Origin of the sequence: Streptomyces sp. BR123, from assembly GCF_013401435.1 — a bacterium.
Classification (GTDB): Bacteria; Actinomycetota; Actinomycetes; order Streptomycetales; family Streptomycetaceae; genus Streptomyces.
In genome coordinates, this window is the sequence record NZ_JACBGN010000020.1 from 26,450 (window position 1) to 51,524 (window position 25,075).

Consider the following 25,075-nt stretch of genomic DNA (forward strand, 5'->3'; position numbering starts at 1 on the left):
TTGTTCTCCTTGCATATCACCGTGGATCGGGCAGGTCAGCGCTGCAGGGTGAGGAGACCCGGCCGGTACGGCAGTCGGTCGTAGGGGCCGCCCGCCGTGGGGGACTTGCCCTGGTAGAGGAACCGCAGGTTGCAGGGGTCGACGGTCATGGTCTGGTCGGGGTTGTCGCGGACCAGGTCACCGTGGCTGATGTCGTTGGTCCAGGTGGCACCGCTGTTGGCCTTGCCCGCGAAGGGGCTGCTTTCGCTGCCGGCCTGCGGGGTCCAGGCACCGCTCAGGCTGGAGGCCGTGAACGAGCGGAAGTAGCGGGCCTGGTTCGCACCCCTTGCCTCGACGATCATGAGGTACTGGTTCTGGCCCTTGACCTTGTAGACCTGCGGCGCTTCGAACAGCTTGTCGGGCGTGTCGCTCATGACCGTCGTGTACGAGGAGCCGAAGTTGCCCGGGAAATTCCCGATCGGCATGCTCGCCCGGTAGATCTTGCCGTTGTCGCCGGCGAAGAACAGGTGCATGTTCTGGTCGTCAGCGATCAGGGTCTGGTCGATCGGGCCGGTGGGGGAATCGGTGCGGGGGATGCTTCCGGTGAAGAGCGGCTGCGGCGCGGACCAGCCGCCGGGGTTGGTCGGGTCGCTCGACGTGCGGTAGATGAAGGGCCACGGACCCCACTGGTACGCCAGCACCCAGATCTTCTTGGGCGCGAAGTAGAACAGCGTGGGAGCCACCGCGGCCTGGCTCATCCCGGTCTGGCCGGCCGATGCCATGTCCGACCAGTCCGTGAAGGGAGCGAACATCATCGAGCCGTACGACGATCCCGAGAAGTTCGACCCGTAGACCAGGTGCTTGCCGTTGTACGTCACGCTGGTGAAGTCCTTCAGCGAGCCCCACCCGTTCGCCGGCTGCGCCAGCGCACCCGACGACGTCCACCGGTACGTCGACGGAAGAGCACACGTGCCGCCCGTCGGTGCGGGCGTTGTCGGGGTCGACGTCCCGGACAGGCCGGTCCACTTCTGGTTGCCGCCGGACCAGCAGGAGTGCAGCTGGATCTTGGTGCGGTTGGCGGTGGCCGCGCCGACGGCGTCGAGGCACCGCCCGGACTGGACGCCGGCGATCGTGCCGTCGGTGTTGATGTTCCACTGCTGGCTGGCGCCGCCGTTGCAGTCCCCGATGACCACCGCGGTGCCGTTGCCGGTGCCCTTGCCCTTGGCCTCCAGGCACTTCTTGCCGTAGATCATCAGCTGCTTGCCGGAGGTGTAGGTCCAGCGCTGGTTGGGTTGCCCGTGGCAGTCCCACAATTGCGCCTGGGTTCCGTTGACGGTGGTGGAACCGTTGATGTCGATGCAGCGACCGGAAGCGACGCCCTTGATCTCCCCCGTACCGGTCCCGCCGGCGGTGGCGGGGGCGGCCTTGAGGGCGTTCACGACGGCGGTGTGGGCGGCCTTGGGGTTGCCGTTGCTGTCGAACAGCAGAGGGTTCTCGCCGCTGCGCCAGGAGTCGCTGTCGCGGATGCCCCATACCGTGATGCCGGTACACCGGGCCACGGACAGGCACGCCTTGACCGTGTTGGCGTAGTGGGTGGGCGACGCCTGGGCGATGTCCAACTCGGTGATCTGGACGTCAACGCCGAGGGCGGCGAAGTTGGACAAGGTGGTCTGGAAGCCGGACGGAGGGCCGCCGGTGCCGAAGTGGCTCTGGAACCCGACGCAGTCGATCGGCACGCCGCGGGACTTGAAGTCCTTGACCATGCTGTAGACGCCCTGGGTCTTGGCGTCCGACCAGTTCTCGATGTTGTAGTCGTTGTAGCAGAGCTTGGCCGAGGAGTCGGCCGCCCGGGCGGTGCGGAACGCTTCCTCGATGAAGCCGTTGCCCAGCACGTTCTGGAACACCGAGCTGCGGTGCTGGGTGGAGCCGTCGGCGAACGCCTCGTTGACCACGTCCCAGGCGTAGATCTTGCCTTTGTAGCGGGTCATCAAGGTGGTGATGTGGTTGTTCATCACGCTGCGCAGCGTGTTCGCGTCGCGGATGGAGCCGACCCAGGACGGAAGCTGCGAGTGCCAGACCGCGGTGTGGCCGCGCAGGCGCTGGCCGTGTGCCGTGGCATGGTTGACGATCCGGTCGGCGGGGCCGAAGGTGAATGTGCCGCGGGACGGTTCGACCGCGTCCCACTTCATCTCGTTCTCCGGGGTGATCATGTTGAACTCCCGGTCCGAGATCGCGGTGTACTTCTGGTCGCCGAGCCTGCCGGCGGCCACGGCCGTGCCGAAGTACCTGCCCGAGGGCGCCGCCTGCGTACCCAGGTTCGCCGCTCCGGCAGAGCTGGGGAGAAGCGTCACGACACCGGCCAGCAGCGCCGCGGCCGACAGTCCGATCGTCAGTGTCCGGCGACGCCGACCGCGCCGGTGCAGGCCCTTCATGATTCTCCTCGGGGGTCGCGGGTCGCCTCGGGCGCCGTGAGCGGGCGTGCACCGGCCGGTACGGTCTGATCCGCCGCGGGGTGGGTGCGGTGCAGGACATGGCGCCGTTCCTGCGTACCGGTCGCCCCGGGTTCGTGGGTGTGTCGCTTCATGCGAGGTGCTTTCTTCAGGGGATGCGCCGACGGGGAAGTGGGGACCTCCCACGCCGGCACGCAGCGCGAGCGGCGGGAAGGACACCCCACGAAGTGGAGGCTTGCGAACCCGTGGTCGCGTAACAGAAAAGTCGCGCCGCCCCGACGATTGCCCAGTGATGCATCTCGCAGGCGAAAAGCGTTACGCCAAGCCCCCCGCTCTGGTCGTCCCTGGGCAAGGGCGGCCGCCCTGGTCATCAGTGGAGGTTCCGGAGCGGCACCGGTGGCGGTTGCCGTGATCACCGTTCGGACCGGTCACGGCGAGGCGGCCGTCGACGCATGTGGATCGACACCGGATTCGGCGCAGCACTCGGCTCCCTGCCGGGCCGAGAACGGCGCCGTCAAGGTCGTGGCGCAGGATCACCGGCTGTCACTGTGCGAGTCGGTCCGAAATGCTCAAGGAGCGGTTCTCAAGACCAGGCCTTGCGCACGATGAAGGATGCCTGGTCTGCGAACGCCCGTGTGCCGTCGGAGCCGTCGAGCCAGATGCCGCCGTCGCGGTGGCGGATGACCGATCCGGGATAGTTGTGCGCGTGCAGGGTCACCGATCCTGCGACCGCCCCGGGACGCGGACAGAAGGTGGCGTCCTTCCGGAACAGTTCGCTGCCGTCGTCGGTGCTCAGCCGCAGCCGCAGGTCACGATGGCGCAGATAGCGGCCGTCAACCGCGCGGAAGGTGACGCACCGTGCGTCGGCCAGCCCCCGGACCACCGTGAACGTGACCCGCTGCCGTGTCTGCGCGCTGCTGGACGCGGAGACCCGGCCGAGCGTCGCGAAGTCGCCGGCATACCCCAGGTACAGGGCGGGTTCGTCCACGGACTCCAGTGATTGTGCGCCCAGCGGAACAGTGCCTGCGACAGCGGACGGACTCGCCGGGGACGGTCCGGCCGACGGGGCGCTGCTCGACGGAATCGGCGTGGGGTCAGCGACCGCGGGAGCGGCGGCGACGCCGGGCGCCCGCTGCGCCGGTTCCGGCCAGGACGCGTAGGTGGCGGTCCCGGCGATGAGCACCGCGCCGGCGGCGAGGCCCACCAGCTGATGAGCGGTCACCGCGTGGAGCTTGCCGACCAGCGCGCCGTGCAGACTGCCTCCACCCGTCGCCGTGCCGACGGCCACGGGTGCCGTGGCCAGCCCGGCGGCGCTCGCGGCCGAACCCGACAGCAGGCCCTTGGAGACCAGCGCGGCGATGAGTCCGGCCGGGACGGCCAGAGGCGCGAGGCTGAGGAGCAGCAGCTCAGCAGGGACCCGTTGTGTCGTCGTCGCCGTGCAGACCCGGCAGTCGCGGGTGTGCCGCGCGATCCGCTTCCGCCACACCGATGTACGAAGACCGTCCCAGCCGACGACGGTCTCGTCCAACTGCGGACAACGCGGGTGTGCCTCCAGCGCGGCGACGATCGTCCGGCTCAGCTCCAGCTGCTCGCGCATGCGTTGCAGGCGTACTCGGACGTGGGGGCCGGTGAGCCCCGTCGCAGCGGCGATGTCGTCACGGCTTAGCAATCCGGCGCGTTCCTGCCACCACAGTGACAGCAGCACCCGATGGTCCGGGTCGAGCCACCGGCCGGCTTCGGCAATCTGACGGCGCTCGTCCGACACGTGCAGACGCACGATCGTCGCGTCCTCGGGTTCGGCGCCGACGTCCGGTATCTGGAGTGCCTCGTCGATGACCGTGGTCCGGTCGGCGAACGCGCGTTGCCGGTGCCAGTGGGTATTGATCTGGCGCAGCGTGATCGACACCAGCCAGGAGCGGAAGCTCTCCGGGGCGCGCAAGGCCGGCAGGTCGCGCACCACGCGCAGCAGGGTTTCCTGGACGACGTCGTCGACGTCGGCATGTCCGCTCAGCGCTCGCCGGACGATGTTGTAGATCAACGGCAGGTAGGCGGCGATCAGCTCTTCGCGCGCCCGGTCGTCACCGGCCTGCGCCGCGACAACGAGCCGCGCGTGGTCCGCATCCATGAGCCCCCTCCCACCTGCCTCAGTGGAGTCATCCGCCGAGTACGGCGACAGACCCTAGCGTCCGCGGAGGTATGCGGCCAAAGCCAGTGCCTTGGCCGACGGCCCTGCCGAACCCGGGGGCCCCGCACCGCCGCCCCGTCGCCGAGCGGCGTGCGCGTGTCCCGCTTCCGGCGCCGGTACGCCTGATCGCGCGGGCGAGCGCAGTGAGCGCATGCGAATGGCACGCGGGTCAATAGGTCTGGACAACCAGAAGCCCCAGGCCGCTGACCTGGGGCTTCGCAGAAGCGCCGATGACGGGAATCGAACCCGCGCCATAGGCTTGGGAATCTACGGTGCGGAGCGCATTCTCATGACCCGTGACCTGCGAAAACGTCCCACCGGGCGACCTGTCGAGAGGGTCTGCCCGTACCCGTGTTGACCGCTGTTCCCCGCCCGTAAGGGCACGGTGGGGGCGCGGGCGACGGTTTCGGCCGGACAGGTCCGTCCGGAGCTGCGCAGCGGCGCCGTCCTGCCGCCCGGTCCGGCGCGCGAGTCAGTGCTGTTGCGGTCGCAAGCGGGAGCCGTCCGTACGTCAGCCGCTGTGGTGGAACCCCTTGCCGGTGCGGTCGAGGGGGTCGGGCGAGAGGCCGAGGAAGCGGTCGCGGAGGGTGTCCCAGGCGGTGAGGCGGGTGAAGTCGGGGGCGTCGAGGATCTCCTGGCGGTCGGTGAGGAACGGGTTGGGCAGCAGAATGGTCATCATCTGCTCGTCGCGGCCGTTGAACAGGCGGGCTCCCCAGCTGACGGGGGCCCCGTCGGCGCCGAGGCTGCGGTAGAGCTCGGCACGGGAGCAGCGGCGGATCCGGCCGAGTTCGGGGCCGGAGGCGGTGTGCTCGCCGATGCACAGGTGGAAGTGCCAGGCGCCGAAGTCGACGGTGGCGTATCCGTCGTTCATGGTGATGGCGGTGGGGGCGCCCGGGGCGCCGACCTCCCAGGCGGCGCCTTCGATGATGGGCCCGAAGTGGATGTGCTGCCAGTGGTCGGTGAAGACGGTGGTGACGAGGTCGAGGAGGGTGGCCTCGTCGGCCGGGAGCGGCCAGACGTGCTGGGTGCCGCCGCCGGGGGTTTCGATCACGGTCGGCTCGGTGGTGGTCATGAGGTCTTCTCCTTGGGGTTGAGGACGCAGTCGCCGCAGGTGCCCGCGCCCGGCACGCGGTAGTACAGGCAGCAGCTGCGGCGCCGGAAGGCGAGCGGTGAGGCGGGGGCGACGCGGTACGTGCCGGCACCCGCCAGCGGCGGCCGGTCCAGCAGTCCGCGGACGAGGGGCACCACGGGGTACGGGGTGTGCGGCTCCCCGGCGAGCAGGACGCGGTGGGCGCCGATGAGTGCCGAGGCCGCGTTGCCGCGCAGGGTGTGCGGGGAGACGCCGGACACGCGCCGTACGGCGTCGGCCCAAGGGCCCAGGTTCTGTACGCCCACGGTGTGGTGCAGGGCCGGGAGCGGTTCCCGGCCCACCTCCCGCAGGTCGGGCAGCCACAGGTCGAGCGGCCCGGCGGCGGGCAGGCGCCACCACAGCCGGGCCGGGCCCAGATCGGGCACGCGGCCCGTGAGCGCGGCGCAGGCCAGGGCGATCGACCAGAGCCGGGAGGCAGTGCCCAGGTGCAGGGTGGACGCGGCCACCCTCGGCTGGCCGGTGCCCAGCCGCCCGGAGACGGTCCGTACGCATTCCTCCAGCACGCCCGGGTCGGCGTACAGGTCGGTCAGCGGCCGGAAGCCGTCGGCCTCGGGGCGGGGGCCGGTGGCCACCGCGAAGTAGGGGCCGATCGCGGAGATCCGGGCCAGGGTGTCGGGCGTGATGACCGCGCTCACCATGTCCGTACCGTCCGTGTCAGCTCGTGGAAGCCGTGCGTGTGGACGACCCGCCCGTCCGGTCCGGTGAGGGTGAACCGGTCCGCTCCGTCACAGCCCACCCGTGTGGTGGCGGCCGGGTCGCCCGGGTCCGCGACGGCCAGTCCTTCCCGGGCGAGGGCGCGCTCGAGGAGCGGGAGCACGTCCGGCGGTGCCTCCACTGCCACGCCGGCGCGGGCGGTGCGGCGCAGTCCGAAGGTGCCGGAGGCCGGGTCGAAGGCGAGGTGGTCGGCGTCGAAGGCGGAGGCGACGGCTCCGCTGCGGATCAGGTCTTCGGGTGCTCCCGCGTGGACGCGTGAGCCGCGGTCGACGAGCCAGACGGCGTCGGCCACGCGCAGGGCCAGCTCCAGGTCGTGGGTGCTGACCACGACGGTCAGGCCCTTGTCCCGGGCGAGGTCGCGCAGCAGCACGGTGAGGGCCACGCGTGAGGGGACGTCGAGGAAGGCGGTCGGCTCGTCGAGGAGGACGACCTCGGGTTCCTGGGCGAGGGCGCGTGCGGTCAGGACGCGCTGGCGTTCGCCGTCGGAGAGCTCGGCGGCAGGCCGGCCCGCCAGATGCTCCGCGCCCACGGCCTTCAGTGACCACTCGACTGCCGCGTGGTCCGCGGCCGTGAGACGGCCGGTGAACCCGGTGTGCGGGTGGCGGCCGAGCCCGGCCAGTTCCCGTACGGACAGCAGCCCGGGGTCCACCCGGTCGGTCAGGACGACCGCCAGCCGCCGGGCGAGAGCGGCGGGCGGCTGGTGCGCCAGGTCGGCCCCGCCGATGCGTATCCGGCCGTCGAGCGGCGGCAGGAGCCCGCACAGGGTGCGCAGCAGCGTGGACTTGCCCGCGCCGTTGGGGCCGAGCAGTACGGTCAGTTCTCCGGCCCGCGCCCGGAGATCGAGCCCCGACAGCACGGCCCGGCCTGCCCCGCGTCCGCGCAGCGGGCGGGCGCGGTAGCCGACGGAGAGCCCCTCGGTGGCCAGGCCGCCGGGACGGTCCGGCCCGCCGGACGTGTCCGTGACGGGTTCGGTCAGCGTGTCGGTCATGAGGCCACTCCTTGTACGCCGCGGCGGCTGCGGATCAGGAACGCGATGACGACGGGGGCGCCGAAGAGCGAGGTGATGGCGTTGAGCGGCAGCACCGAGTCCGTGCCGGGCGGCTGGCTCAGCAGCGCGCACGCCAGCGCGAGGAAGGCGCCGGCGAGCATCGACGCGGGGATGAGCGCCCGGTGGTCCGAGGTCCCCAGCGCCACCCGCGTCAGGTGCGGGACGGCCAGGCCCAGGAAGGCGACCGGGCCGCAGAACGCGGTTGCCGCGCCCGCCAGCAGCGAGGTGCCCAGCAGCGCCAGATCGCGGCTGCGCCGCACGTTCAGGCCCATGGTGCGGGCGTAGTCCTCGCCGAGCAGCAGGGCGTTGAGGCGTTTGGCGGTCAGCAGCGCGGTCAGCAGGCCCGCGCCGATGACGGGCAGCATGACGTGGAGGTCGGGCCAGGTCGTGGCGCTGAAGCTGCCCAAGCCCCACATGACGAACTGCTGGGCGCGCTCGGGGCGGGCGTAGACGAGCATCACGCCGACCACCGCGGTGGCCGCGGAGCCGATCATGACGCCGATGACGAGCAGGGTGACGGCCGACTGCACCCACCGCGAGAGGAGGAGGACGAGGGCCAGCACGGCGGCGGCGCCGAGCGAGGCGGCCAGGACGACGCCCACGCGCCCCAGCCCGGCCAGGTTTCCGGTGAAGCTGCCGGCCACCCCGCCGGTGCCGACCACCACGGCGGCGACGCCCATGCTGGCGCCCGAGCTCACCCCGAGGGAGAACGGGTCGGCCAGCGCGTTGCGGAACAGGGTCTGCATCTGTACGCCGGCCACGGCGAGGGCGGCGCCGACGGCTGCGGCGGTCAGCGCGCGCGGCAGCCGGACCTGCTCGACGATCACGGTCCATCTCGGGTCGTCGGCGGTGCCGCCGAGCAGGATCCGCGCCACCTCCGCGACCGGCACCCGGTGGGAGCCGGTCGCGACGGTGAGGACGAACAGCGCGGCGGTACCGGCCGCCAGGGCGAGGACGACGGCGAGGCGCCGCCGCCGGGGCCGTACCGCCCGCGGGGCGTCCGGGACGGGGGACGGCGCGGTGGCCAGGTCCGTCGTCACGCCTTGGGAACCTGCGTGTAGAAGGTGAAGGTGTGGTCCTTCGCCTGGTCCGGGTGGATCAGCGCGAAGAGGTCGGCGAGGACCAGGTCCGGGCGCAGCACACCGCGCTCGAAGTAGTCGTTGCCGCCGCCGGGGCCGAGCGCCTTGGTGTTCGTCCACACCGCACCGCCGGTGAGGGCCTTCAGCTGCCCGTACCGGCTGTCGGCCTTCACCGCGTCGGCGGTGGACTTCCACTTCTGGTCGGCGATCCAGACCGGGGCTTCGCCACCCTTGGCGTACACGGCCTCGAAGTTCAGCTGGAGGTTGCCGGTGCCCGCCTCACCGGCCCAGGGGTAGGTGCCGCCCGCGTCCTTGATCAGCTGGGCGGCGTAGCTGCCGCCGGCGGGCATGTACCAGGTGCCCTGGTACATCGTGCCGGGCAGCACCTCGACGGGCTTGCCCGCCTTGACCGCCTGCGCGCCCTTCTCGGCGACCTTCCGGTAATCGCCCTCGATGGTGTCGAAGACCTCGCCGGCGCGCTTCTCCGCTCCGGTGAGCGCGGCCATTGCCTTGACCCACTCGGCGCGGCCGAGCGGGCTCGGCTCCAGCCATTCGGCGTTGGCGACCACGGCGATGCCGGCCTGGCGCAGCTTCGGGTACTGCGGATCGTCGGTGCCCTGGGTCATCAGCACGTCCGGCCTGGCGCCGATGACCGTCTCGGCGTTGAGGGTCCGGTCCTTGGCGTACTCGGTGACCTTTCCTGCCTTCACACGCTCGATCACCTGGGCGGAGGAGATGTTGGTGGTGCTCGCGACACCCGTCAGGACGTCCAGGGTGCCGGTCTCGGTCAGCAGTGGAAGATGGGTGGTGGAGGCGGAGTACAGGCTCTTGACGGGAACGGTGACCTGCTGCGCGGACGCCAGTTCACCGGTCAGCTCCGGCTTCGGCGCACCGCACTTGACCAGCACGTACGACTCGGGCTTCCCGTTGGGGAACGGCTCGTTGACGGTGAGGACCTGATAGCTCTTCTCGTACCGGAGCGTGAAGTTCTTGGCGTGCTTCACCGTCGACTTGACCGGGAAGTAGTCCGTGGCCGGGTCGAAGTCTTTGATGCAGCCTTCCCCGGCGGCCCCGGGCTTGGCGTCGGCGGGCGAGCCGGAGCCGCCGCCGCACGCGGTGAGAGCCAAGGCGACGGTGAGAAAGGCCGCCGCGGCGGCCTGACGGCGGCCGGGCATGGCGGATCGTACGGACAAGGTGACTCCTGGTGACGTGCGTGGGTAGTGCGCACCGGCATGCCGGTGCGCGTGATGCGGCGTACGGGAAGGAAGCCGCTGAGGGGGGAGGCCGTCAGAACCTGGGGGAACGGGCCCGTGCGTCAGCCCGGGCAGGTCGGCCCCGACGGGCCAAGGGCAGTGCAGAGCTGCCGCCACGCATACGCAGGCACACGGGTGCCACCGCCTCTCCTGGGGAAATCCGCCCCGTACATCGAGGTGCGACGGCGTGAGTCTCCTGACTCGGGATCACAGCTTCTCCGGCCTTCCCGCCCCCGGATGGGGCGGTGGCCATGGGCGGAGTCGCTCCCCCTACACAGTGGCGGTACCGTGCCGGAATCTCACCGGCTTCCTCGTTCCGCCGTCGCTTGTCGGACGGAAGCATCGCAGAACCGGCCACGGCAACGCCAGACCCACACCTGTGCGACCAGCCACAGCAGTTGGCGCCCTGAGCGATGTGCGGTCGGCACGCTCGCCGGCCCGCCCCGAGCGCGTCGACTGCTGCGGAATCCGACCAAGCCCGACGAGTGACCTGAGTCCGAGCTCTGGCGTTAGGTCGGCATGAGTCGTGCTGGTCCGAAGATTCCGCGGTTGTCGGTAGCCGATGCCCAGCGGGCTGCGCTGGAGGGCTGCGTGCGTCGTCGTGACAACGGCCCAGGGTCATGCTCAGCGGTCGCGGATCGTGCCGGAGTGCGCCGCTGGGCACTCGATCACGGAGATGTCGCGTCGGCGCCGTGGCCGGCACGACTGTTGTCGTCGACTGTACGAACCCGGTCGACTGCACGACCGGACGCACGGCGGAACGTGGCGGGGGCCGCGGCCGTGTACCGCGTACCGCCTTCGTTGACCGGGAGAGAAGCATGACCATCAAGGACATCGGGCCGGACCCCCAAAGCTTCGACCTCGAGAAGGCGACGCTCGAGAACACGGACTATCGCGCGGTCGCCTGGTCCGGGAAGTACCTTCAGCTGACCCTCATGTCGATCCCGGTGGGTGAGGACATCGGCTTGGAGGCGCACCCGGAGACTGACCAATTCCTACGACTCGACGCAGGCCGGGGCCGCGTCCAGATGGGCCGCGCGAAGGATCGACTCGATTTCGACCGGGAGGTCGAGGACGGTTGGGCCGTCTTCGTACCCGCCGGCACTTGGCACAACGTCACCAACATCGGTGACGAGACCCTGCAGCTCTACGCCGTGTACGCGCCGGTCCACCACGCGTCGGGCAAGATCCATGCGACAGGCGCCGACGCGGAGCGCGACGAGGACTCAGGCGGCGACGAGCCGCCGAGCTGGTCGGTCCAGCCTGCCCGGCAGCCATCGGACGAGCACGCCTGACCGGCGAGGGCTCATCGCGACAGTGGTTCCGGTCCCCCGGCGAGCCGAGACGATCACGATCTTCCCTCCCGGTGGTCGTCCGAGCGTGCGCAGCCGATCTACCGGCACTCCACCAAGGAGCACCAGCGCAAGCTCGCCGGTGACATCGACGCCACTGTCCGCGGTCGGCTCGCGGTCGGCGGACTGCGGGTCGGGCACCAGCGCGACCGCCATCGTCCACAGGATCGTTCCCCCGCTCGCGGCTCCCGCCGGAGCGGTACGGCGGAGGTGATGCTCAGGGGTGCGGTCCGGCAGCCGGCCGGGCCGCACGCCTGTGGCGCGTGGTGCAGGTCATTCGGAATCCGTCTCGGGATTCGAGGCGGATCGGCGTCCGGTGGCCGAGAGCCTTGAAGGGCACGGCTGGGGCACGTGCGCGGCATAAACCGAGGAGAGGGGCTCCTCGGCCCGGCGTCACCGGGTGTTCTCAAGGTTCGACCGCAGCGCCCACAACCGGGCGTTGCGGGCGCAAGCGTCGGCTGAGTGGGCAACGCCCGGCAAGAAGACCGGGTGACGGCCTTGGCGAAGGCCGTCACCCGTCAGTGGCGTGCGATTGCAGAATCGGGGCGATCGTGGGCGCTCCCGCACGGACGCTACGTCCGCCGTGCCCCACTACCTCACGCCTGTCCCGTCACGCCTGAGCGGACGAGACCGGGAGCGGGGCGAGGTCGCCCAGGACGCGGGCCGCCGGAGCCGGGTCGACCAGCCACTTCAGGTGGCTGCCCTCCAGGGTGCGGACGTCGTACGGGTTGTCCGGCGTCAGCTCGTTGCCCTCGCGGATCAGGCGGTCCTGTAGGGCGAGGGGCAGGCTCGTGTCGTCGGCCAGGCGGATGTAGGTCCTGGGGATGCGGCCCCAGGTCGCGGCCTGGGCCCGGTCGGCGGAGCTGCCGGCGTCCAGGTTCTCGTCGGGCTGGAAGGTGTTCAGGAAGGTGAGGAACTCCTCCTCGGTGCCGTCGGCGAGGAAGGCCGTCTTGAACGCCGTGAGCGCGTCCGGGTTCGCGGTGCGGAAGTTGACCCGGAGCAGACCGAGGTCGGCAGGGTCTCCGGCCAGTGCTGAGGCGAAGGCTGCGGGGTCGACCGTGGCCATCTCCGGCTCGGCGTAGTAGTCGTTGACGTCGAGGTTGACCGGGGCCCAGGCCGAGACGTAGACGAGGTGGTCGATCAGATCCGGGCGGGCGTTGGCTGCGGCCGTGACCGTGATGCCGCCGCGGCTGTGGGCGACGACGATCACGGGGCCGTTCTGCTTGGCCCGTTCGAGGATCTCTATCAGGTGCGCGGCGTTGTCGGCGAGCGTGACTCCCTTGATCGAGCCGGGCACCGTGGCGAGCCCCTCCGGGTCCTGAGGCGACTGGTAGGCCCGGGTGAAGGTCGCCTGGAAGCCGTGGCCGGGCAGGTCGACGGCGACCGACCGGTGTCCGAGGAGGCCGAGTTCCGCCTGGAGGGGCGCGAAGGAGAAGGAGTTCGCGAAGGCTCCGTGGACCAGTACGAACGTCGGGTGCATCTGTGTGCTCACTTTCCGGGTACTCACTTTCAGGTCGTCGCGGGGGACCGGCGCAGGACCAGGCAGAGGAATCCGAAGCTGTCCCGGTACCCGTGCAGCCATTGCGAACGCTGGGCGGTGGCCGTCTCCAGCACCTGTACGGCGGCAGGATCGGCAGGGTGGTCAAGAGCCCATGAGGCCAGCGAGCCCCAGCAGGCCCACTCGTAGGCGTCCAGCTCATCGCGGGTGCTGACATGGCCGTGGACCGGGGCCCATCCGTCGGCGACGACGTGGTCCACCGTGGTCGCCAGGTCGTGGAGGTCACCGAACATCTCGACCGCCTCCGGCGAAGGAGTACGGTCCCAGAACGACTCGCCGATCAGGACGCGGCCGCCGGGGGCCAGGTGCCTGCGGGCCGCCGCGAGGGTGGGGAGAAGGCCGTCGAAGGCGTGCGTGGCACCGACGCTGATCACCAGGTCGAACGGCTGCGCGGAGACGAAGCCGGCGGCCTCCTGGTGGTGGAGGACCAGGCGGTCGTCGACACCGAGCTTGCTCGCTGCCTGGCGGGCCTGCGTCAGGGCGACTTCGGAGACGTCGACACCCTCGGCGCGCAGGTGGGGGCGGGACGCCAAGGCGCGCAGGAGCCATTCCGCCGTGCCGCAGCCGAGGTCGAGCACGCGCTCGTCGCCTCGCGGGAGGCCGCGTTCGAGCAGCCGACTGACCGAGTCGTCGCCGAGCGGGGACTTTATCGGGTGGTCGGCATGCGCAATGCCGGAGATCCGTTCGCGGTTCACCGGCCCACCGGCTCAGCGTGCGCCGTGTCGAGGAGCAGCTTCGCAGCCACCTCTGCGCCATCGGTGCGGATCGTTTCGGCGACGGCCTTCGCCCGTGCTTCCGTCTCGGGGGTCAGCGCCGTCCCGAGGGCGGCCGACAGGGACGCGAAGGTCGGGTTTGGCCCGTTGTGGGACGCTCCGATGCCCAGTTCCGCCACGCGGGCGGCCCAGTGCGGCTGGTCCACGAACTGGGGCACCACGACCTGGGGCGCACCGGCCCGGGCGGCGGTCGTCGTCGTGCCCGCGCCGCCGTGGTGCACGACGGTGGCCACCCTGCGGAACAGCGCCTGGTGGTTGACGTCACCGACGGCGAAGCAGTCGTCCGCATCGTCCACCAGGCCAAGGTCTGCCCAGCCGCGGGAGACGAGTACGCGCCGGCCCTGCGCGCGGACCGCCTCGACCGTCGTACGGGCGACGTCCGTCGCCGTGCGCATCGGCATGCTGCCGAAGCCGACGTACACCGGGGGTGTACCGGCGTCCAGGAATGCTTCCAGGTCGGCTGGCAGCGGGCGCTCGTCGGGCAGGATCCACGCCCCGGTCTGCAGGAGGTCGAGATCCGTCAGTTCCTGCCACGGCCCCAGGACCGGGTCCGCCGCCAGCCAGGGGCGGTCGCCGAAGACGTGGTCGCGGACGTTGTCCAGCGGCGGCAGGCCGATCGCCTCCCGGTGGGTGTTGAGCGGTGCCAGGTACAGCGCGTTCACCTTCTGGACGTCCACGTCCCACAGGGCACGGTTGTCGGTCACGTCGGCCGGGACCGGCGGGCCCGGTCGCGGCGACGGAAGGTAGTTCGTCGAAGGCAACTCAAACGGGTGGAAGCAGCCGTACACGTAGCGGATGCCCAGCTTCTCAGCCACCGACCGGGCACCGGCCGGCATCAGACCGGTAGCCACCAGTACGTCACAGCCCTCGGCAGCCGCGGCGACGGTGCCGAAGTGCTCCGCGACCAGCTCGGCCGCGAACTCGGTCGCGAATCCGGGGGACGGCGGCGCCCCGGTCACCAGCGGCCGCACCGATCGGCCGAACGGCACGTGCTCCACGCCGACACCGGCCAGCAGTTGCGCGAACTCCTCGTCCGGAGGCGCGCACACCCGCACTTCCGCGCCGAGCTTCCGCAGCTGTGCCGCGAGTGCGGCCGGCGGCATGATGTCGCCGCGTGACCCGTAAGCCATGATCAGCACACGCATTTTCGTCATTCTCGTTTCTGTGGATTCCGGCCGCGGCCGGCGATGGTGCGGGAGAGTCCGGGCGTTGCCGGAAGCCCCTCAGGACAAGCTCGTGCGGGCGGCAGCCGCGGTTACCGTGCCCAGGGCAGTTCGCGGGTGCCCTCGGTGCCGGGAACGGAGGCGACCCCGTCGGAGCGCATCGAGACGTGGGCCTCGGCCCGTTCCGGGGCGTGGATCCGGCGGACGAGGTCCGGCGGCAGGATCAGGGTCTGGCCGGCCGAGACCTTTTCGGTGCGGCCGTCGCAGGCCACCTCCAGGGCGCCCGCGGTGACCGTCCAGACCTGTTCACGGCTGACGGAGTGCTCGGGACCGGTCGCGCCGGCTTCCATCTCGACTGTCCAGGTGCTGAGTTCGGCACTGCCGCGACTGGGGGCCGCGAGGCCCGTCATGGTGGCGTTCGGGGAGACGGTGACGTCGTCGGCCGAGGGAGTGACCACCTGCACGGCGGCGCTTTCGGTCCCGTCCGTGCCGAGGTCGGGGACGGCCCATTCGACGAGCTGGACGACGACCCCGTTGGGGTCGGTCATCTGGAACAGGCGCTCGCCCCAGGGCTCTTCGCGCAGCGGCATGGTGATGGGGGCGCCCGCCGCGCGCAGCCGGGCCTCCTCGGCCGCGAGGTCGGTGACGGTGAGCGCGACGATCAGCCCGCCCGCCTCGCGGTCCCGCTGCTCGGGAGGTAGGACGTCGGTCCCCTTGCGGAGCAGGACGATGTCGACGGCGGCGCCCTCGCGGGTCAGGGAGGCGAAGCCGTCCTGGGCCACGGCCACCTGGTAGCCAAGATGCGTACAGAGGAAGTCACGGGAGGCGTCGACATCGGCGACAGTCAGGGAGAGGGCGGAGGCTGAGACGTTCACGGTGGCTCCTCGGAAGGGATCGAAGGGATCGAAAGGTCTCAGGCAGCGGGAAGGTCGAGCTGGAACTCGCGCGTGCGCCGGTAGGAGCGGAACCCCAGCCGGTGGTTGACGGCCAGCATGTGGACGTTGTCCTCAGCGTTGTCGGTCTCGATCTCGACGACCCCGGGGTGCTCGGCGCGCAGTCGGCCCACCATGGCGGCCTTGAGCCACAGCCCGAGGCCATGGCCGCGGTGCGCGGGCACGACGGCGGTGTCGTACTGCTGCGCCCGGGGCGGCGCGCCCTGGGGGAGCAGGATCTCGGTGTAGCCGGCCATGGTGCCGCCGTCGTGGACGGCGGCGAGGGTGAGCAGGGTGTCGCCGCGGTCGGCGATCACCCGGGCCATGGCCCGTACACGGTCGGCGTCCCAGTCCACGGTGCCGAAGTCCAGGTCTCCGACGGGCATGTCGTTCATCGCGTTCTTGGCGGCGGCGAAGACGGCGGCGAGGTCGTCGGGCACCGTGCCGGTCCAGCCCGTCAGCCGGTAGCCCGGGTGCTCGGCGTCGGCGGCCTGGAGAACGGCGGCCTCGTCCAACTGGTCCAGGTGCAGGATCAGATGGTCCAGGGCCAGTGCCCGGCGGAAGTTCCGCTCTTCGCAGAAGGCTTCGCCCGGGCTGTCGGCCGCCGCTTCGACGATCAGGCTGCGCCGGTCCTCGGCGCGGCAGGCCGCCACGACCGCCGACAGCAGGAGGGAGCCGGTGCCCAGGCGCCGGTGTGCCGGGTCGACGTGGAGTTCCAGTTCGGCCAGGTGATCCCTCCCCGGGGAGGTGAACAGCCGCAGGCCCGCGACCCCGACCGCGACGCCGTCCGTTCGGGTGGCCAGCCAGGTCAGCCGGTGGCTGTCCAAGGTGGGCTTGGTGAGTTCGGCGTGGATCTGCTGCGGGCCGGGAGACGGTACTCCGGGCAGGTCGCGGGCCATCGAGGCGGCGACGACCCGGTGCCAGGCGGCGGCGTCGGTGGCCGAGATGTTGTGGAGCGGAGTGAGGTGGATGTGCTCGGACAAGGTGACGACTCCCGAAGTCGAGGTGATCGAACTGCTCTGAAGACATGGGGGGCCGATGGCTGGCACACCGGTCGACCCGGGCGAGCAGGTGCCGCCTGCGTCAGTGAGCACGTCGAGGGGCGGCGGTTTCCGGCATCTTCTCCGTGAAGGTGACGGCCAGCAGCGCTCGGCGCCCTCTGCAGAACGAGACTGCACAGCGTCGAGGTCCTAAGCCACCACGCACACGGTGCATCGCCCCCCCCATGATTGATCCGGCTTGAACGACGTCGCCCTGCGTGTGCTGAACCCCCGGGCTGAGATCTCTGGAGCAGCGCCACTCACTACGAGTGGTTGCCTCCAGCGATCTTCAACGTAGGGCCACGCGAGGCGCGGCGGTCTACATGACGTGCAGGCACGCTCGACATTCCGTGCACCTGCGTGTGCAGGGCATTCGTGCGGTATTCGGTGGGGCTCATGCCGTGCGCTTCGCGGAAGGCGCGACCAAAGGCTGTCGCGCTGGAAAACCCCCACCGTGCCGCAATGGCCTGAACGGGCTGACTCAGGTCTCGGCACGTCAGGTCGACGCGACAGCGTTCGATCCGCGCTCTGCGGATGGTTGCCGCCACGCTGAAGGGCTCCTCGCGGAACAGGTTGTAGAGAGTGCGCAGGGAGATGTTGTGCCGGTCGGCGATCGCCTGGGGCGTCAGGTCCGGATCGCCGAGGTTGTGCTCGATGAATGCGGTGATGCGCTGCCGCATCATTTGGGCGCGGGCCTCTGCCGGTGCCTCGTCCAGCGCTCCCAATTGCTGGGCCAGGCAGGCGGTGGCCAGGTCGAGCGTCATGGAGCCCAGGTGGTTGATCTCCTCGCTGCCGCAGTGTGGACCGTGTCTGAGCAGCGTGCCGAGAAACTCGGCGAGGACCGCCGTTGTTCCCGACCTCACGGGGATGCGCTGCCCGAGGAGGCGGTCCACTCTGTCCGACCGTAGAGGCAGGACGGTCCGGGGTATCTGCAGCAGGATCGCCTCAACCAGCCCGTCCGCGCCGACTCCTTCGTTCTCCATCGGACGCGACGTGTCAGTCAACACCAGATCTCCGTCGATCACCGACTCGCCGCCAAGCTGAGAAACCCTGAAGGCGCCGCGGGTGACCAGCGCTAGTTGGAATTGCTCGGGATCGCCCCTGCGGACGTGAGCCGAGGTACGGCGCGACAGCACCGGTGAGAAAGCGAAGGTCGACAATCGCACGGCGCCGAGGTCCAGCTCCGTGATCTTTGCACGGAAGTCCGTCGGGTGCTGGGTGCTGAGACTGACCGGCATTAGGTCACTGGAGACCGTCTCGCGGAACCACTCGAACCTGTCTCTGCAGGGCGCAGTCGTACCTGATACATCCAACGATCCCACTCAGCCCCCCCACGCTGCACACCTTCTGCGTGGCATCGATTATCGGCGAGGGTTCGCGGGGCGCCCGGGCAGGAGTACGGACCTCCGGTCGCGGGATCGCTTGGCGGAGCCGGTGATGTCGTCGGCGGAATGGGGAGGTGCGGCGTCTGTCGCTCCGGCCAACAGCACTGCCTCCTCGGCCCGGCTGCCCACCGGCAGTCGGTGCAGATTGGCGTTCGGGTCGATGATTCTGCCCCGTGCAGAAGCGACAGCACCAGGGCGACCGGCCCCCAGGGGGATGGCTGGACGGGGCGACAGGGGAAGCTGTGGAGATCAACGCTGAACGCCCCGATGCCTGCCGGCTTCGACACGCACCGAGCTGCCGCACAGAGGAGTGGCGCCTGGCGGGCTCTGCCCCCCTGAGGTCGGGCCCTGTGGGCACCGTGGACACCAGCCCGACCATGCCCAGTGCAGACGGCCCGCGAGGAGACGTGTGAGCAGAGTGAGGCGGCAGGTGGCGCGAAGGCGGTGCAAGACGCTTGGGAGGTCTGGACAACAACGAAGGCCCAGGTCGCTGACCTGGGCCTTCTCTCAAGAGCGGATGACGGGAATCGAACCCGCGCTATAAGCTTGGGAAGCTCATGTTCTACCATTAAACTACATCCGCAGGCCGCTCCAGTGGCTGGAGCGGTACCGTTGCACACTCTACCCCATGATCGACCCCCGGTGAATCGTCCGCGGGGTCATCGTTGTTTGTGGGGTGCATCGACGGTCGTGCGTGCGGGAGTTGGGGCGTAACGTACCGGTGCGGCGGGCCGCGGGAGTGGCGGCTGGAGCAGGTTCCGAACATCCCCTAATGTGGCGATTCGTCGCAGTACGGCAGGTTGGGGAAAGGGCCTCGATGGAGAACACCGTCGTCCGTTGTGCCGAAGGGCATGTGTTCAGTACCGCTTCGTTTCCGCTGCAGCACCTCGGTCCCGGCCGGATCGGCCCGGGTCGGCTGGTGCGGTGCCCGCGGTGCGCGCGCCTGAGGCACGCCGTCCCCGTGGGGGATGCGGCCAAGCGGTAGGCGGCCGGGCGCGCGGGCGCCCGCTCTCGATTGGGGGTGGCTCGCGCGCTCTGCGTATCCTCGGGACGTGCTTCTCTCTGACAAAGACATCCGGGCCGAGATCGACAGCGGACGGGTGCGCATCGACCCGTTCGACGAGTCGATGGTGCAGCCCTCCAGCATCGACGTGCGTCTCGACCGCTACTTCCGGGTGTTCGAGAACCACCGCTACGCCCACATCGACCCCGCGATCGAGCAGCCGGACCTGACCCGGATGGTCGAGCCGGAGGGCGACGAGGCGTTCATCCTGCACCCGGGCGAGTTCGTGCTCGCATCGACGTACGAGGTCATCTCGCTGCCCGACGACATCGCCTCCCGGCTGGAGGGGAAGTCCAGCCTGGGCCGCCTCGGCCTGGTGACGCACTCGACCGCCGGGTTCATCGACCCCGGTTTCTCCGGCCACGTCACCCTCGAGCTGTCGAACCTCGCCACCCTCCCGATCAAGCTGTGGCCCGGCATGAAGATCGGGCAGCTGTGCATGTTCCGTCTCAGCTCGCCCGCCGAGTTCCCGTACGGGAGCGAGCGGTACGGGTCGCGGTACCAGGGCCAGCGCGGCCCGACGGCGTCGCGCTCCTTCCAGAACTTTCACCGCACCCAGGTGAGGCACGAGGCATGAGCAACGTACGCGAATCCCTGAACTACGAGGGCTTCGGCCGCGCCGTCCGCGAGCTGGCGACCACCATCGCCGAGGACGGCTACGAGCCCGACATCATCCTGAGCATCGCCCGCGGCGGCGTCTTCGTCGCGGGCGGGCTGGCGTACGCCCTGGACTGCAAGAACATCCACCTCGTGAACGTGGAGTTCTACACCGGCGTCGGCACCACGCTGGAGATGCCGGTCATGCTGGCGCCGGTCCCGGACGCGATCGACTTCTCCGACAAGAAGGTCCTGATCGCCGACGACGTCGCCGACACCGGCAAGACCCTGAAGCTCGTCCACGACTTCTGCGTCGGCACCGTCGCCGACGTCCGCTCCGCGGTCATCTACGAGAAGTCGCACTCCCTCGTGAAGTGCGAGTACGTGTGGAAGCGGACGGACGACTGGATCGAGTTCCCGTGGTCGGTCGAGCCGCCCGTCGTCAAGCGCGAGGGTCAGATCCTCGACGCCTGATCCGCCGCGGGCCCGGTTCCCGGTCCCGCCACCCGCTCCCGCCGCCGCGGGCCCGGCAGTACGCCACCGGGCCCGCGGCGGCGGCATGTCCGCCCGCCTCCGGAACGGGGGAGCCGATCCGGAGCTGGCGCCCGGGTCCGACGGGCTCCGCTTCGTCGGGCTTGTGGAGCGGTTCAGGGAAGGGCGAAGGGGCCCGGCGCGCAGACCGCGCCGGGCCCCTTCGTCTGCTGTGCTGTGCCGCGTCGTGTTCCGGCGGGCTACAGCGTGCCCAGCTTGATGATCGACAGGAGGGCGATCAGCTGGATCGCGGACGCGCCCAGCGCCTTGGGCCAGGGCAGGTCGTGCGACTTGCTGATCAGCGAGGTGAACAGGGCGCCGGCCGCCACCCACGTGGCCCAGCCCAGCACCTGCACGAACATGTTGTCGCCGCCCAGGAACACCGCGAAGACCAGGCGCGGCGCGTCCGTGATGGACATGACGAGCATGGACAGGCCCACGGTCGGCTGCCAGGAGCCCTCGCCGCCCATCTGGCGGGCCAGCGTGTGCGTGACGGCACCGAGGAGCAGGCCGCAGATCAAGAAGGCCACACCGGCGCTCAGGACGATGGGGACGGCGTTGGCGAGGGTGGCGTCCATGACGTCCTTGCGGGCCTCGTCGAAGCCGAAGACGGCCAGGAGGCCGTAGAGGAACGTCACGATCAGCGCCGGGCCCCAGACGGGGTAGTCGCGCATCTGCAGGAACGTCGGCCCCGGCCGCAGCACGATGCCCTTGAGCAGGTCCTTCCACGGCAGCCGCGGACCGGTCGGCGCGGTCAGGCCCGCGCCGCTGCCGGCGCCGGCGTCGCCCGCCTGGTAGGTCCCGGGCGGGCCGTACGGGTCCTCCCCCAAGGCGAACACCTGCGTGTGCCCGGGGTTGTCGTTCGCGTACGAGCCGCCGTGGCCTCCGTGGCCGTACGGGGGCTGCTGCGGCTGCGCCGGGTGAGGCGGCTGCGGATGCCCGTACGGGTCGAAGTACTCCGGCTCGCCATGGCCTCCCGCGCCGGCCGCCTGCTGCGGCCACTGCTGCTGGGGAGGGTAGGGCTGCTGGCCGTACGGCGCCTGCTGCGGTTGCTGCTGACCGTACGGCTGCTGCCGCGGGGGTTGTTGAGGCGCGCGGTTGTCGTCCCGGCCGCGTCCGATCCTGAATCCAGCCACGTGATCGAACGTACCTGGTCCGGCGGGCGCCGGTGGGCGCGGTGCCGGAATAGCCATCCTTTGCGGCTGAGCTGTGACATCCCTTAGGGGACCCCGGGGGGTTGCCCCCACCCCGGCGCCCGGGAAACGCGGAACGGCCGGACCCCTGGGCGGGGACCGGCCGTTCCGGTGTGGAGCGCAGCGGACTGCTGCGCTTTCTCGCTACTTGGCGTTCTCGGCCTCGGCCTCGACCGCCGCCTTGTCGTCGGCCGCGGGCTCGTCCTCGGTCTCGACCTTGGGCTCCGCCTCGGCCTTGGCCTCGGCAGCCTCGGCCTTGGCTTCGACCTCGACTCCAGCGGCTTCGACCTCGGCTCCAGCGGCCTTGGCCTCGGCAGCCTCCGTCTTGGCTTCGGCAGCCTCGGTCTTCGCCTCAGCCGCTTCCGCCTCCGCCTCGGTGGCCTCGGCCTTGGCCTGTTCGGCGTCGGACTTGGCCGTGGCCGCTGCGGCATCCGCTTCGGCTCCGGCCTTCTCCGCGGCGGCTTCCGCCTCGGCCTTGGCCTTGACCGCGGCTTCCGCCTCCGCCTTCGCCTTGGCTTCCGCCTCGGCCTTGGCTTCCGCCTCGGCCTTGGCTTCCGCCTCGGCCTTGGCTTCCGCCTCGGCCTTGGCTTCCGCCTCGGCCTTGGCTTCCGCCTCGGCCTTGGCCTTCGCCTCGGCCTCCGCCTTGGCCTTCGCCTCCGCGGCAGCGGCGGCGGCCTTCGCCTCGGCCTCGGCCTCCGCGGCAGCGGCGGCGGCCTCGGCGGCCAGCTCCTCCTCCGTCGGGGCGGGCGCCTTCACGGACTCCAGCAGCAGCTGAGCCACGTCCACGACCTGGACGGACTCCTTGGCCTGGCCCTCGTTCTTCTTGCCGTTCACCGAGTCGGTCAGCATGACCAGGCAGAACGGGCAGGCGGTGGAGACGATGTCCGGGTTGAGGGACAGGGCCTCGTCGACGCGCTCGTTGTTGATGCGCTTGCCGATCCGCTCTTCCATCCACATCCGCGCGCCGCCGGCGCCGCAGCAGAAGCCGCGCTCCTTGTGGCGGTGCATTTCCTGCTGGCGCAGGCCCGGGACGGCGGACATGATCTCGCGCGGCGGCGTGTAGACCTTGTTGTGGCGGCCCAGGTAGCACGGGTCGTGGTACGTGATCAGGCCGTCGACCGGGGTCACCGGGACCAGCTTGCCCTCGTCGATGAGGTGCTGGAGCAGCTGGGTGTGGTGGATGACCTCGTAGTCGCCGCCGAGCTGCGGGTACTCGTTGGCGATGGTGTTGAAGCAGTGCGGGCAGGTCGAGACGATCTTCTTCGCCGACTTCGGCTTCTTCGTCGTCTCGTCCTCGTCGTCCTCGCCGAACGCCATGTTCAGCATCGCGACGTTCTCCTGGCCCAGCTGCTGGAACAGCGGCTCGTTGCCCAGGCGGCGCGGCGAGTCACCGGTGCACTTCTCCTCGCCGCCCATGATCGCGAACTTGACGCCCGCCATGTGCAGCAGCTCGGCGAAGGCCTTGGTGGTCTTCTTGGCCCGGTCCTCCAGGGCGCCGGCGCAGCCGACCCAGTACAGGTAGTCGACCTCGGTGAGGTCCTCGACGTCCTTGCCGACGATCGGGACCTCGAAGTCGACCTCCTTGGTCCACTCGACGCGCTGCTTCTTGGCCAGACCCCAGGGGTTGCCCTTCTTCTCCAGGTTCTTGAGCATCGTGCCCGCCTCGGACGGGAACGCGGACTCGATCATCACCTGGTAGCGGCGCATGTCGACGATGTGGTCGATGTGCTCGATGTCGACCGGGCACTGCTCCACGCACGCACCGCAGGTGGTGCAGGACCACAGCACGTCCGGGTCGATGACGCCGTTCTCCTCGACCGTGCCGATCAGCGGGCGCTCCGCCTCGGCCAGGGCGGCCGCCGGGACACCGGCGAGCTGCTCCGCGGACGCCTTCTCCTCGCCCTCCATGGTCTTGCCGCCGCCGGCCAGCAGGTACGGGGCCTTGGCGTGCGCGTGGTCGCGCAGCGACATGATCAGGAGCTTCGGGGAGAGCGGCTTGCCCGTGTTCCAGGCGGGGCACTGCGACTGGCAGCGGCCGCACTCGGTGCAGGTCGAGAAGTCGAGGATGCCCTTCCAGGAGAACTGCTCGACCTGGGAGACGCCGAAGACGTCGTCCTCGCCCGGGTCCTCGAAGTCGATCTCCTTGCCGCCCGAGGTCATCGGCTGGAGCGCGCCCAGGGCGCTGGCGCCGTCGGCGTTGCGCTTGAACCAGATGTTCGGGAAGCCGAGGAAGCGGTGCCAGGCGACACCCATGTTGGTGTTCAGCGAGACGGTGATCATCCAGATCAGCGAGGTGCCGATCTTGATCATCGCGGTGAAGTAGATGGCGTTCTGCAGGGCCGGCAGCGACAGGCCCTTGAAAGCCAGCACCAGCGGGTACGACACGAAGTACGCCGGCTCGTACGAGTCGACGTGGTGGATCGCGCCCTCGAGGCCGCGCAGGGCCAGGATCGCCAGGCCGATGGTGAGGATGACGTACTCGACGAAGTACGCCTGCCAGGCCTTGGAGCCCGCGAAGCGCGACTTGCGGCCGGCCCGCGACGGCAGCGACATCAGGCGGATCGCCATCAGCACGACGATGCCGAGGACGGTCATCAGGCCGATGAACTCGATGTACAGCTCGAACGGCAGGAACCCGCCGATGATCGGCAGGGTCCAGTCGGCCTGGAAGAGCTGGCCGTAGGCCTGCGCCAGCGTCGGGGGCAGCGTCAGGAAGCCGATCGCGACGAACCAGTGCGCGAAGCCGACGATGCCCCAGCGGTTCATCCGGCTGTGCCCGAGGAACTCCCGGACGAGGGTGATCGTTCGGGCCTTCGGGTCGTCCGTGCGGCTGCCGGCCGGCACGGGCTGTCCGAGTTTCACGAACCGGTAGATCTGCGCCACGGCTCGGGCGAGCAGCGCGACGCCGACCACGGTCAGGACCAGCGACACGATGATCGCGGCGAGTTGCATGGGAGGGCTCCTCGGGCGGGACTTACTAAGCGGTAACTTATTGAGTCAAGGCTTGAGGTTACCCATTCTCCGCCCCGCAATGTAGACGAGCGTGCGGTGATCTGTGTCGCTCAGGCATGCCTGTGTTTACGGGCCGCCCGAGGGGTCTGCGCCAGGATTGCGAGATCCATCCCCAGCCAATGGCTCTCCACATAGTGCCGGTCCAGCAGGGCCATTTCCTCCCAGGGGAGGTCGGAGCGCGCACTCACCTGCCACAGACCGGTCATTCCGGGGCGAACCAGCAGGCGGTCCGGCCGGTCGGTGCGCGCTTCGGGGCGCGGTCCGACCAGTGACATCTGCCCCCGCAGCACGTTCAGCAGCTGCGGCATCGCGTCCAGGGTGCAGCGGCGCACCGCCCGGCCGGTCCGGCCGGCCCCGTCCGTGCACAGCCGCCAGGTGCGGAACGGGCGGCCGCCCAGCCCGGCCGCCGGCCGGCGGGCGAGGACCCGGCCGCCGCGACGGGCCGCGTACAGCAGGGCGGCGGCGATCAGCAGTGGCAGCAGGAAGACGCACAGGAGCACGGCCGCCCCGAGGAGGTCTACCGCCCGCTTTGCCGGGTAGGCGGGTCGCCGCGGAAGCCGGAGCCGGGGCGGGCGCGGAAGCGGGAGCCGGAGCCGGGGCGGGCGGGGAAGCCGGAGC

General features: G+C 70.4%; 18 protein-coding genes, 1 tRNA gene, 1 pseudogene and 1 riboswitch. Of the genes and pseudogenes, 3 read left to right on the forward strand and 17 right to left on the reverse strand.

All coding sequences use genetic code 11. From position 1 onward, the window contains the following. Positions 1-35: 35 nt before the first annotated feature. The 7 genes from HYE82_RS05590 to HYE82_RS05620 form a co-directional block, all read right to left on the reverse strand. Positions 36-2,411 (reverse strand): non-reducing end alpha-L-arabinofuranosidase family hydrolase, encoded by a 2,376-nt coding sequence (locus HYE82_RS05590; protein ID WP_179172795.1) that lies wholly within the window; start codon positions 2,409-2,411, stop codon positions 36-38. A 601-nt stretch (positions 2,412-3,012) separates the two neighbouring features. Continuing rightward, a complete protein-coding gene (locus HYE82_RS05595) occupies positions 3,013-4,554 on the reverse strand; it encodes a sigma-70 family RNA polymerase sigma factor (RefSeq protein WP_179172796.1) in 1,542 nt (513 codons plus the stop codon). Positions 4,555-5,125: 571 nt separating this feature from the next. Further along, on the reverse strand, positions 5,126-5,686 hold the full coding sequence (locus HYE82_RS05600) for a hypothetical protein (RefSeq protein ID WP_179172797.1): 561 nt from the start codon (positions 5,684-5,686) through the stop codon (positions 5,126-5,128). Further along, positions 5,683-6,402, reverse strand: coding sequence for a (2Fe-2S)-binding protein (locus HYE82_RS05605; RefSeq protein WP_179172798.1), 720 nt, complete (start codon positions 6,400-6,402; stop codon positions 5,683-5,685). The genes HYE82_RS05600 and HYE82_RS05605 overlap by 4 nt, the downstream gene beginning before the upstream one ends. After that, positions 6,396-7,466 carry an ABC transporter ATP-binding protein gene (locus HYE82_RS05610; protein WP_179172799.1) on the reverse strand — a complete coding sequence of 357 codons (1,071 nt, stop codon included), beginning with the start codon at positions 7,464-7,466 and terminating at the stop codon, positions 6,396-6,398. Before HYE82_RS05610 ends, HYE82_RS05605 begins: the two co-directional genes overlap by 7 nt. Further along, the gene (locus tag HYE82_RS05615) at positions 7,463-8,566 is read right to left on the reverse strand and encodes an iron ABC transporter permease (RefSeq protein ID WP_309144208.1); all 1,104 of its coding nucleotides are present in this window, start codon (positions 8,564-8,566) and stop codon (positions 7,463-7,465) included. Before HYE82_RS05615 ends, HYE82_RS05610 begins: the two co-directional genes overlap by 4 nt. Further along, positions 8,563-9,798, reverse strand: coding sequence for an ABC transporter substrate-binding protein (locus HYE82_RS05620; RefSeq protein WP_256986947.1), 1,236 nt, complete (start codon positions 9,796-9,798; stop codon positions 8,563-8,565). The genes HYE82_RS05615 and HYE82_RS05620 overlap by 4 nt, the downstream gene beginning before the upstream one ends. Before the next feature lie 228 nt (positions 9,799-10,026). Further along, positions 10,027-10,221, reverse strand: a riboswitch (cobalamin riboswitch). Between the two features lie 455 nt (positions 10,222-10,676). Here HYE82_RS05620 and HYE82_RS05625 point away from each other — a divergent pair. Beyond that, positions 10,677-11,153 carry a cupin domain-containing protein gene (locus HYE82_RS05625; RefSeq protein WP_179172800.1) on the forward strand — a complete coding sequence of 159 codons (477 nt, stop codon included), beginning with the start codon at positions 10,677-10,679 and terminating at the stop codon, positions 11,151-11,153. Between the two features lie 667 nt (positions 11,154-11,820). On the opposite strand, the gene HYE82_RS05630 is transcribed toward HYE82_RS05625, so the two are convergent. The 7 genes from HYE82_RS05630 to HYE82_RS05660 form a co-directional block, all read right to left on the reverse strand. After that, entirely contained in the window at positions 11,821-12,690 is an 870-nt protein-coding gene (locus HYE82_RS05630; RefSeq protein WP_179172814.1) for an alpha/beta fold hydrolase, read from the reverse strand. Between the two features lie 29 nt (positions 12,691-12,719). After that, positions 12,720-13,463, reverse strand: a complete 744-nt coding sequence (locus tag HYE82_RS05635; protein ID WP_179172801.1) for a cyclopropane-fatty-acyl-phospholipid synthase family protein — start codon at positions 13,461-13,463, stop codon at positions 12,720-12,722. Then, a complete protein-coding gene (locus HYE82_RS05640) occupies positions 13,460-14,686 on the reverse strand; it encodes a glycosyltransferase (RefSeq protein ID WP_179172815.1) in 1,227 nt (408 codons plus the stop codon). The genes HYE82_RS05635 and HYE82_RS05640 overlap by 4 nt, the downstream gene beginning before the upstream one ends. Positions 14,687-14,796: 110 nt before the next feature. Continuing rightward, complete coding sequence (locus HYE82_RS05645; RefSeq protein ID WP_179172802.1) at positions 14,797-15,579, reverse strand: VOC family protein; 783 nt, start codon at positions 15,577-15,579, stop codon at positions 14,797-14,799. A gap of 38 nt (positions 15,580-15,617) precedes the next feature. Continuing rightward, the gene (locus HYE82_RS05650) at positions 15,618-16,619 is read right to left on the reverse strand and encodes a GNAT family N-acetyltransferase (protein ID WP_256986948.1); all 1,002 of its coding nucleotides are present in this window, start codon (positions 16,617-16,619) and stop codon (positions 15,618-15,620) included. A gap of 320 nt (positions 16,620-16,939) precedes the next feature. Then, positions 16,940-17,998 (reverse strand): helix-turn-helix domain-containing protein, encoded by a 1,059-nt coding sequence (locus HYE82_RS05655; RefSeq protein WP_309144209.1) that lies wholly within the window; start codon positions 17,996-17,998, stop codon positions 16,940-16,942. A gap of 575 nt (positions 17,999-18,573) precedes the next feature. Continuing rightward, positions 18,574-18,644 (reverse strand) — tRNA-Gly (locus tag HYE82_RS05660). A gap of 469 nt (positions 18,645-19,113) precedes the next feature. On the opposite strand from HYE82_RS05660, the gene dcd reads away from it, so the two are divergent. Together dcd and HYE82_RS05670 are read left to right on the forward strand one after the other, a co-directional pair. Next, positions 19,114-19,701: a dCTP deaminase gene (gene dcd / locus HYE82_RS05665; RefSeq protein ID WP_179172804.1), complete on the forward strand. Its 588-nt coding sequence runs from the start codon at positions 19,114-19,116 to the stop codon at positions 19,699-19,701. Beyond that, positions 19,698-20,195, forward strand: a complete 498-nt coding sequence (locus HYE82_RS05670) for a phosphoribosyltransferase (RefSeq protein WP_179172805.1) — start codon at positions 19,698-19,700, stop codon at positions 20,193-20,195. The genes dcd and HYE82_RS05670 overlap by 4 nt, the downstream gene beginning before the upstream one ends. Positions 20,196-20,452: 257 nt before the next feature. Here HYE82_RS05670 and HYE82_RS05675 read toward each other — a convergent pair whose 3' ends face one another. The 3 genes and pseudogenes from HYE82_RS05675 to HYE82_RS05685 all read right to left on the reverse strand — a co-directional run. Further along, entirely contained in the window at positions 20,453-21,388 is a 936-nt protein-coding gene (locus tag HYE82_RS05675; RefSeq protein ID WP_309144210.1) for a Yip1 family protein, read from the reverse strand. An 807-nt stretch (positions 21,389-22,195) separates the two neighbouring features. Further along, positions 22,196-24,397 (reverse strand): annotated as a pseudogene (locus HYE82_RS05680) (heterodisulfide reductase-related iron-sulfur binding cluster); the annotation flags it as partial. Positions 24,398-24,507: 110 nt separating this feature from the next. After that, a partial coding sequence (locus tag HYE82_RS05685) for a sugar transferase (RefSeq protein WP_306439545.1) occupies positions 24,508-25,075 on the reverse strand: 568 nt, incomplete at its 5' end.

Bases quoted from the DNA above. Each gene is read 5' to 3' on its own strand.
- HYE82_RS05595 (WP_179172796.1), bottom strand. From the start codon at position 4,554: ATGGATGCGGACCACGCGCGGCTCGTTGTCGCGGCGCAGGCCGGTGAC.
- HYE82_RS05590 (WP_179172795.1), bottom strand. From the start codon at position 2,411: ATGAAGGGCCTGCACCGGCGCGGTCGGCGTCGCCGGACACTGACGATC.
- HYE82_RS05610 (WP_179172799.1), bottom strand. From the start codon at position 7,466: ATGACCGACACGCTGACCGAACCCGTCACGGACACGTCCGGCGGGCCG.
- HYE82_RS05630 (WP_179172814.1), bottom strand. From the start codon at position 12,690: ATGCACCCGACGTTCGTACTGGTCCACGGAGCCTTCGCGAACTCCTTC.
- HYE82_RS05605 (WP_179172798.1), bottom strand. From the start codon at position 6,402: ATGGTGAGCGCGGTCATCACGCCCGACACCCTGGCCCGGATCTCCGCG.
- HYE82_RS05640 (WP_179172815.1), bottom strand. From the start codon at position 14,686: ATGCGTGTGCTGATCATGGCTTACGGGTCACGCGGCGACATCATGCCG.
- HYE82_RS05670 (WP_179172805.1), top strand. From the start codon at position 19,698: ATGAGCAACGTACGCGAATCCCTGAACTACGAGGGCTTCGGCCGCGCC.
- HYE82_RS05600 (WP_179172797.1), bottom strand. From the start codon at position 5,686: ATGACCACCACCGAGCCGACCGTGATCGAAACCCCCGGCGGCGGCACC.
- HYE82_RS05625 (WP_179172800.1), top strand. From the start codon at position 10,677: ATGACCATCAAGGACATCGGGCCGGACCCCCAAAGCTTCGACCTCGAG.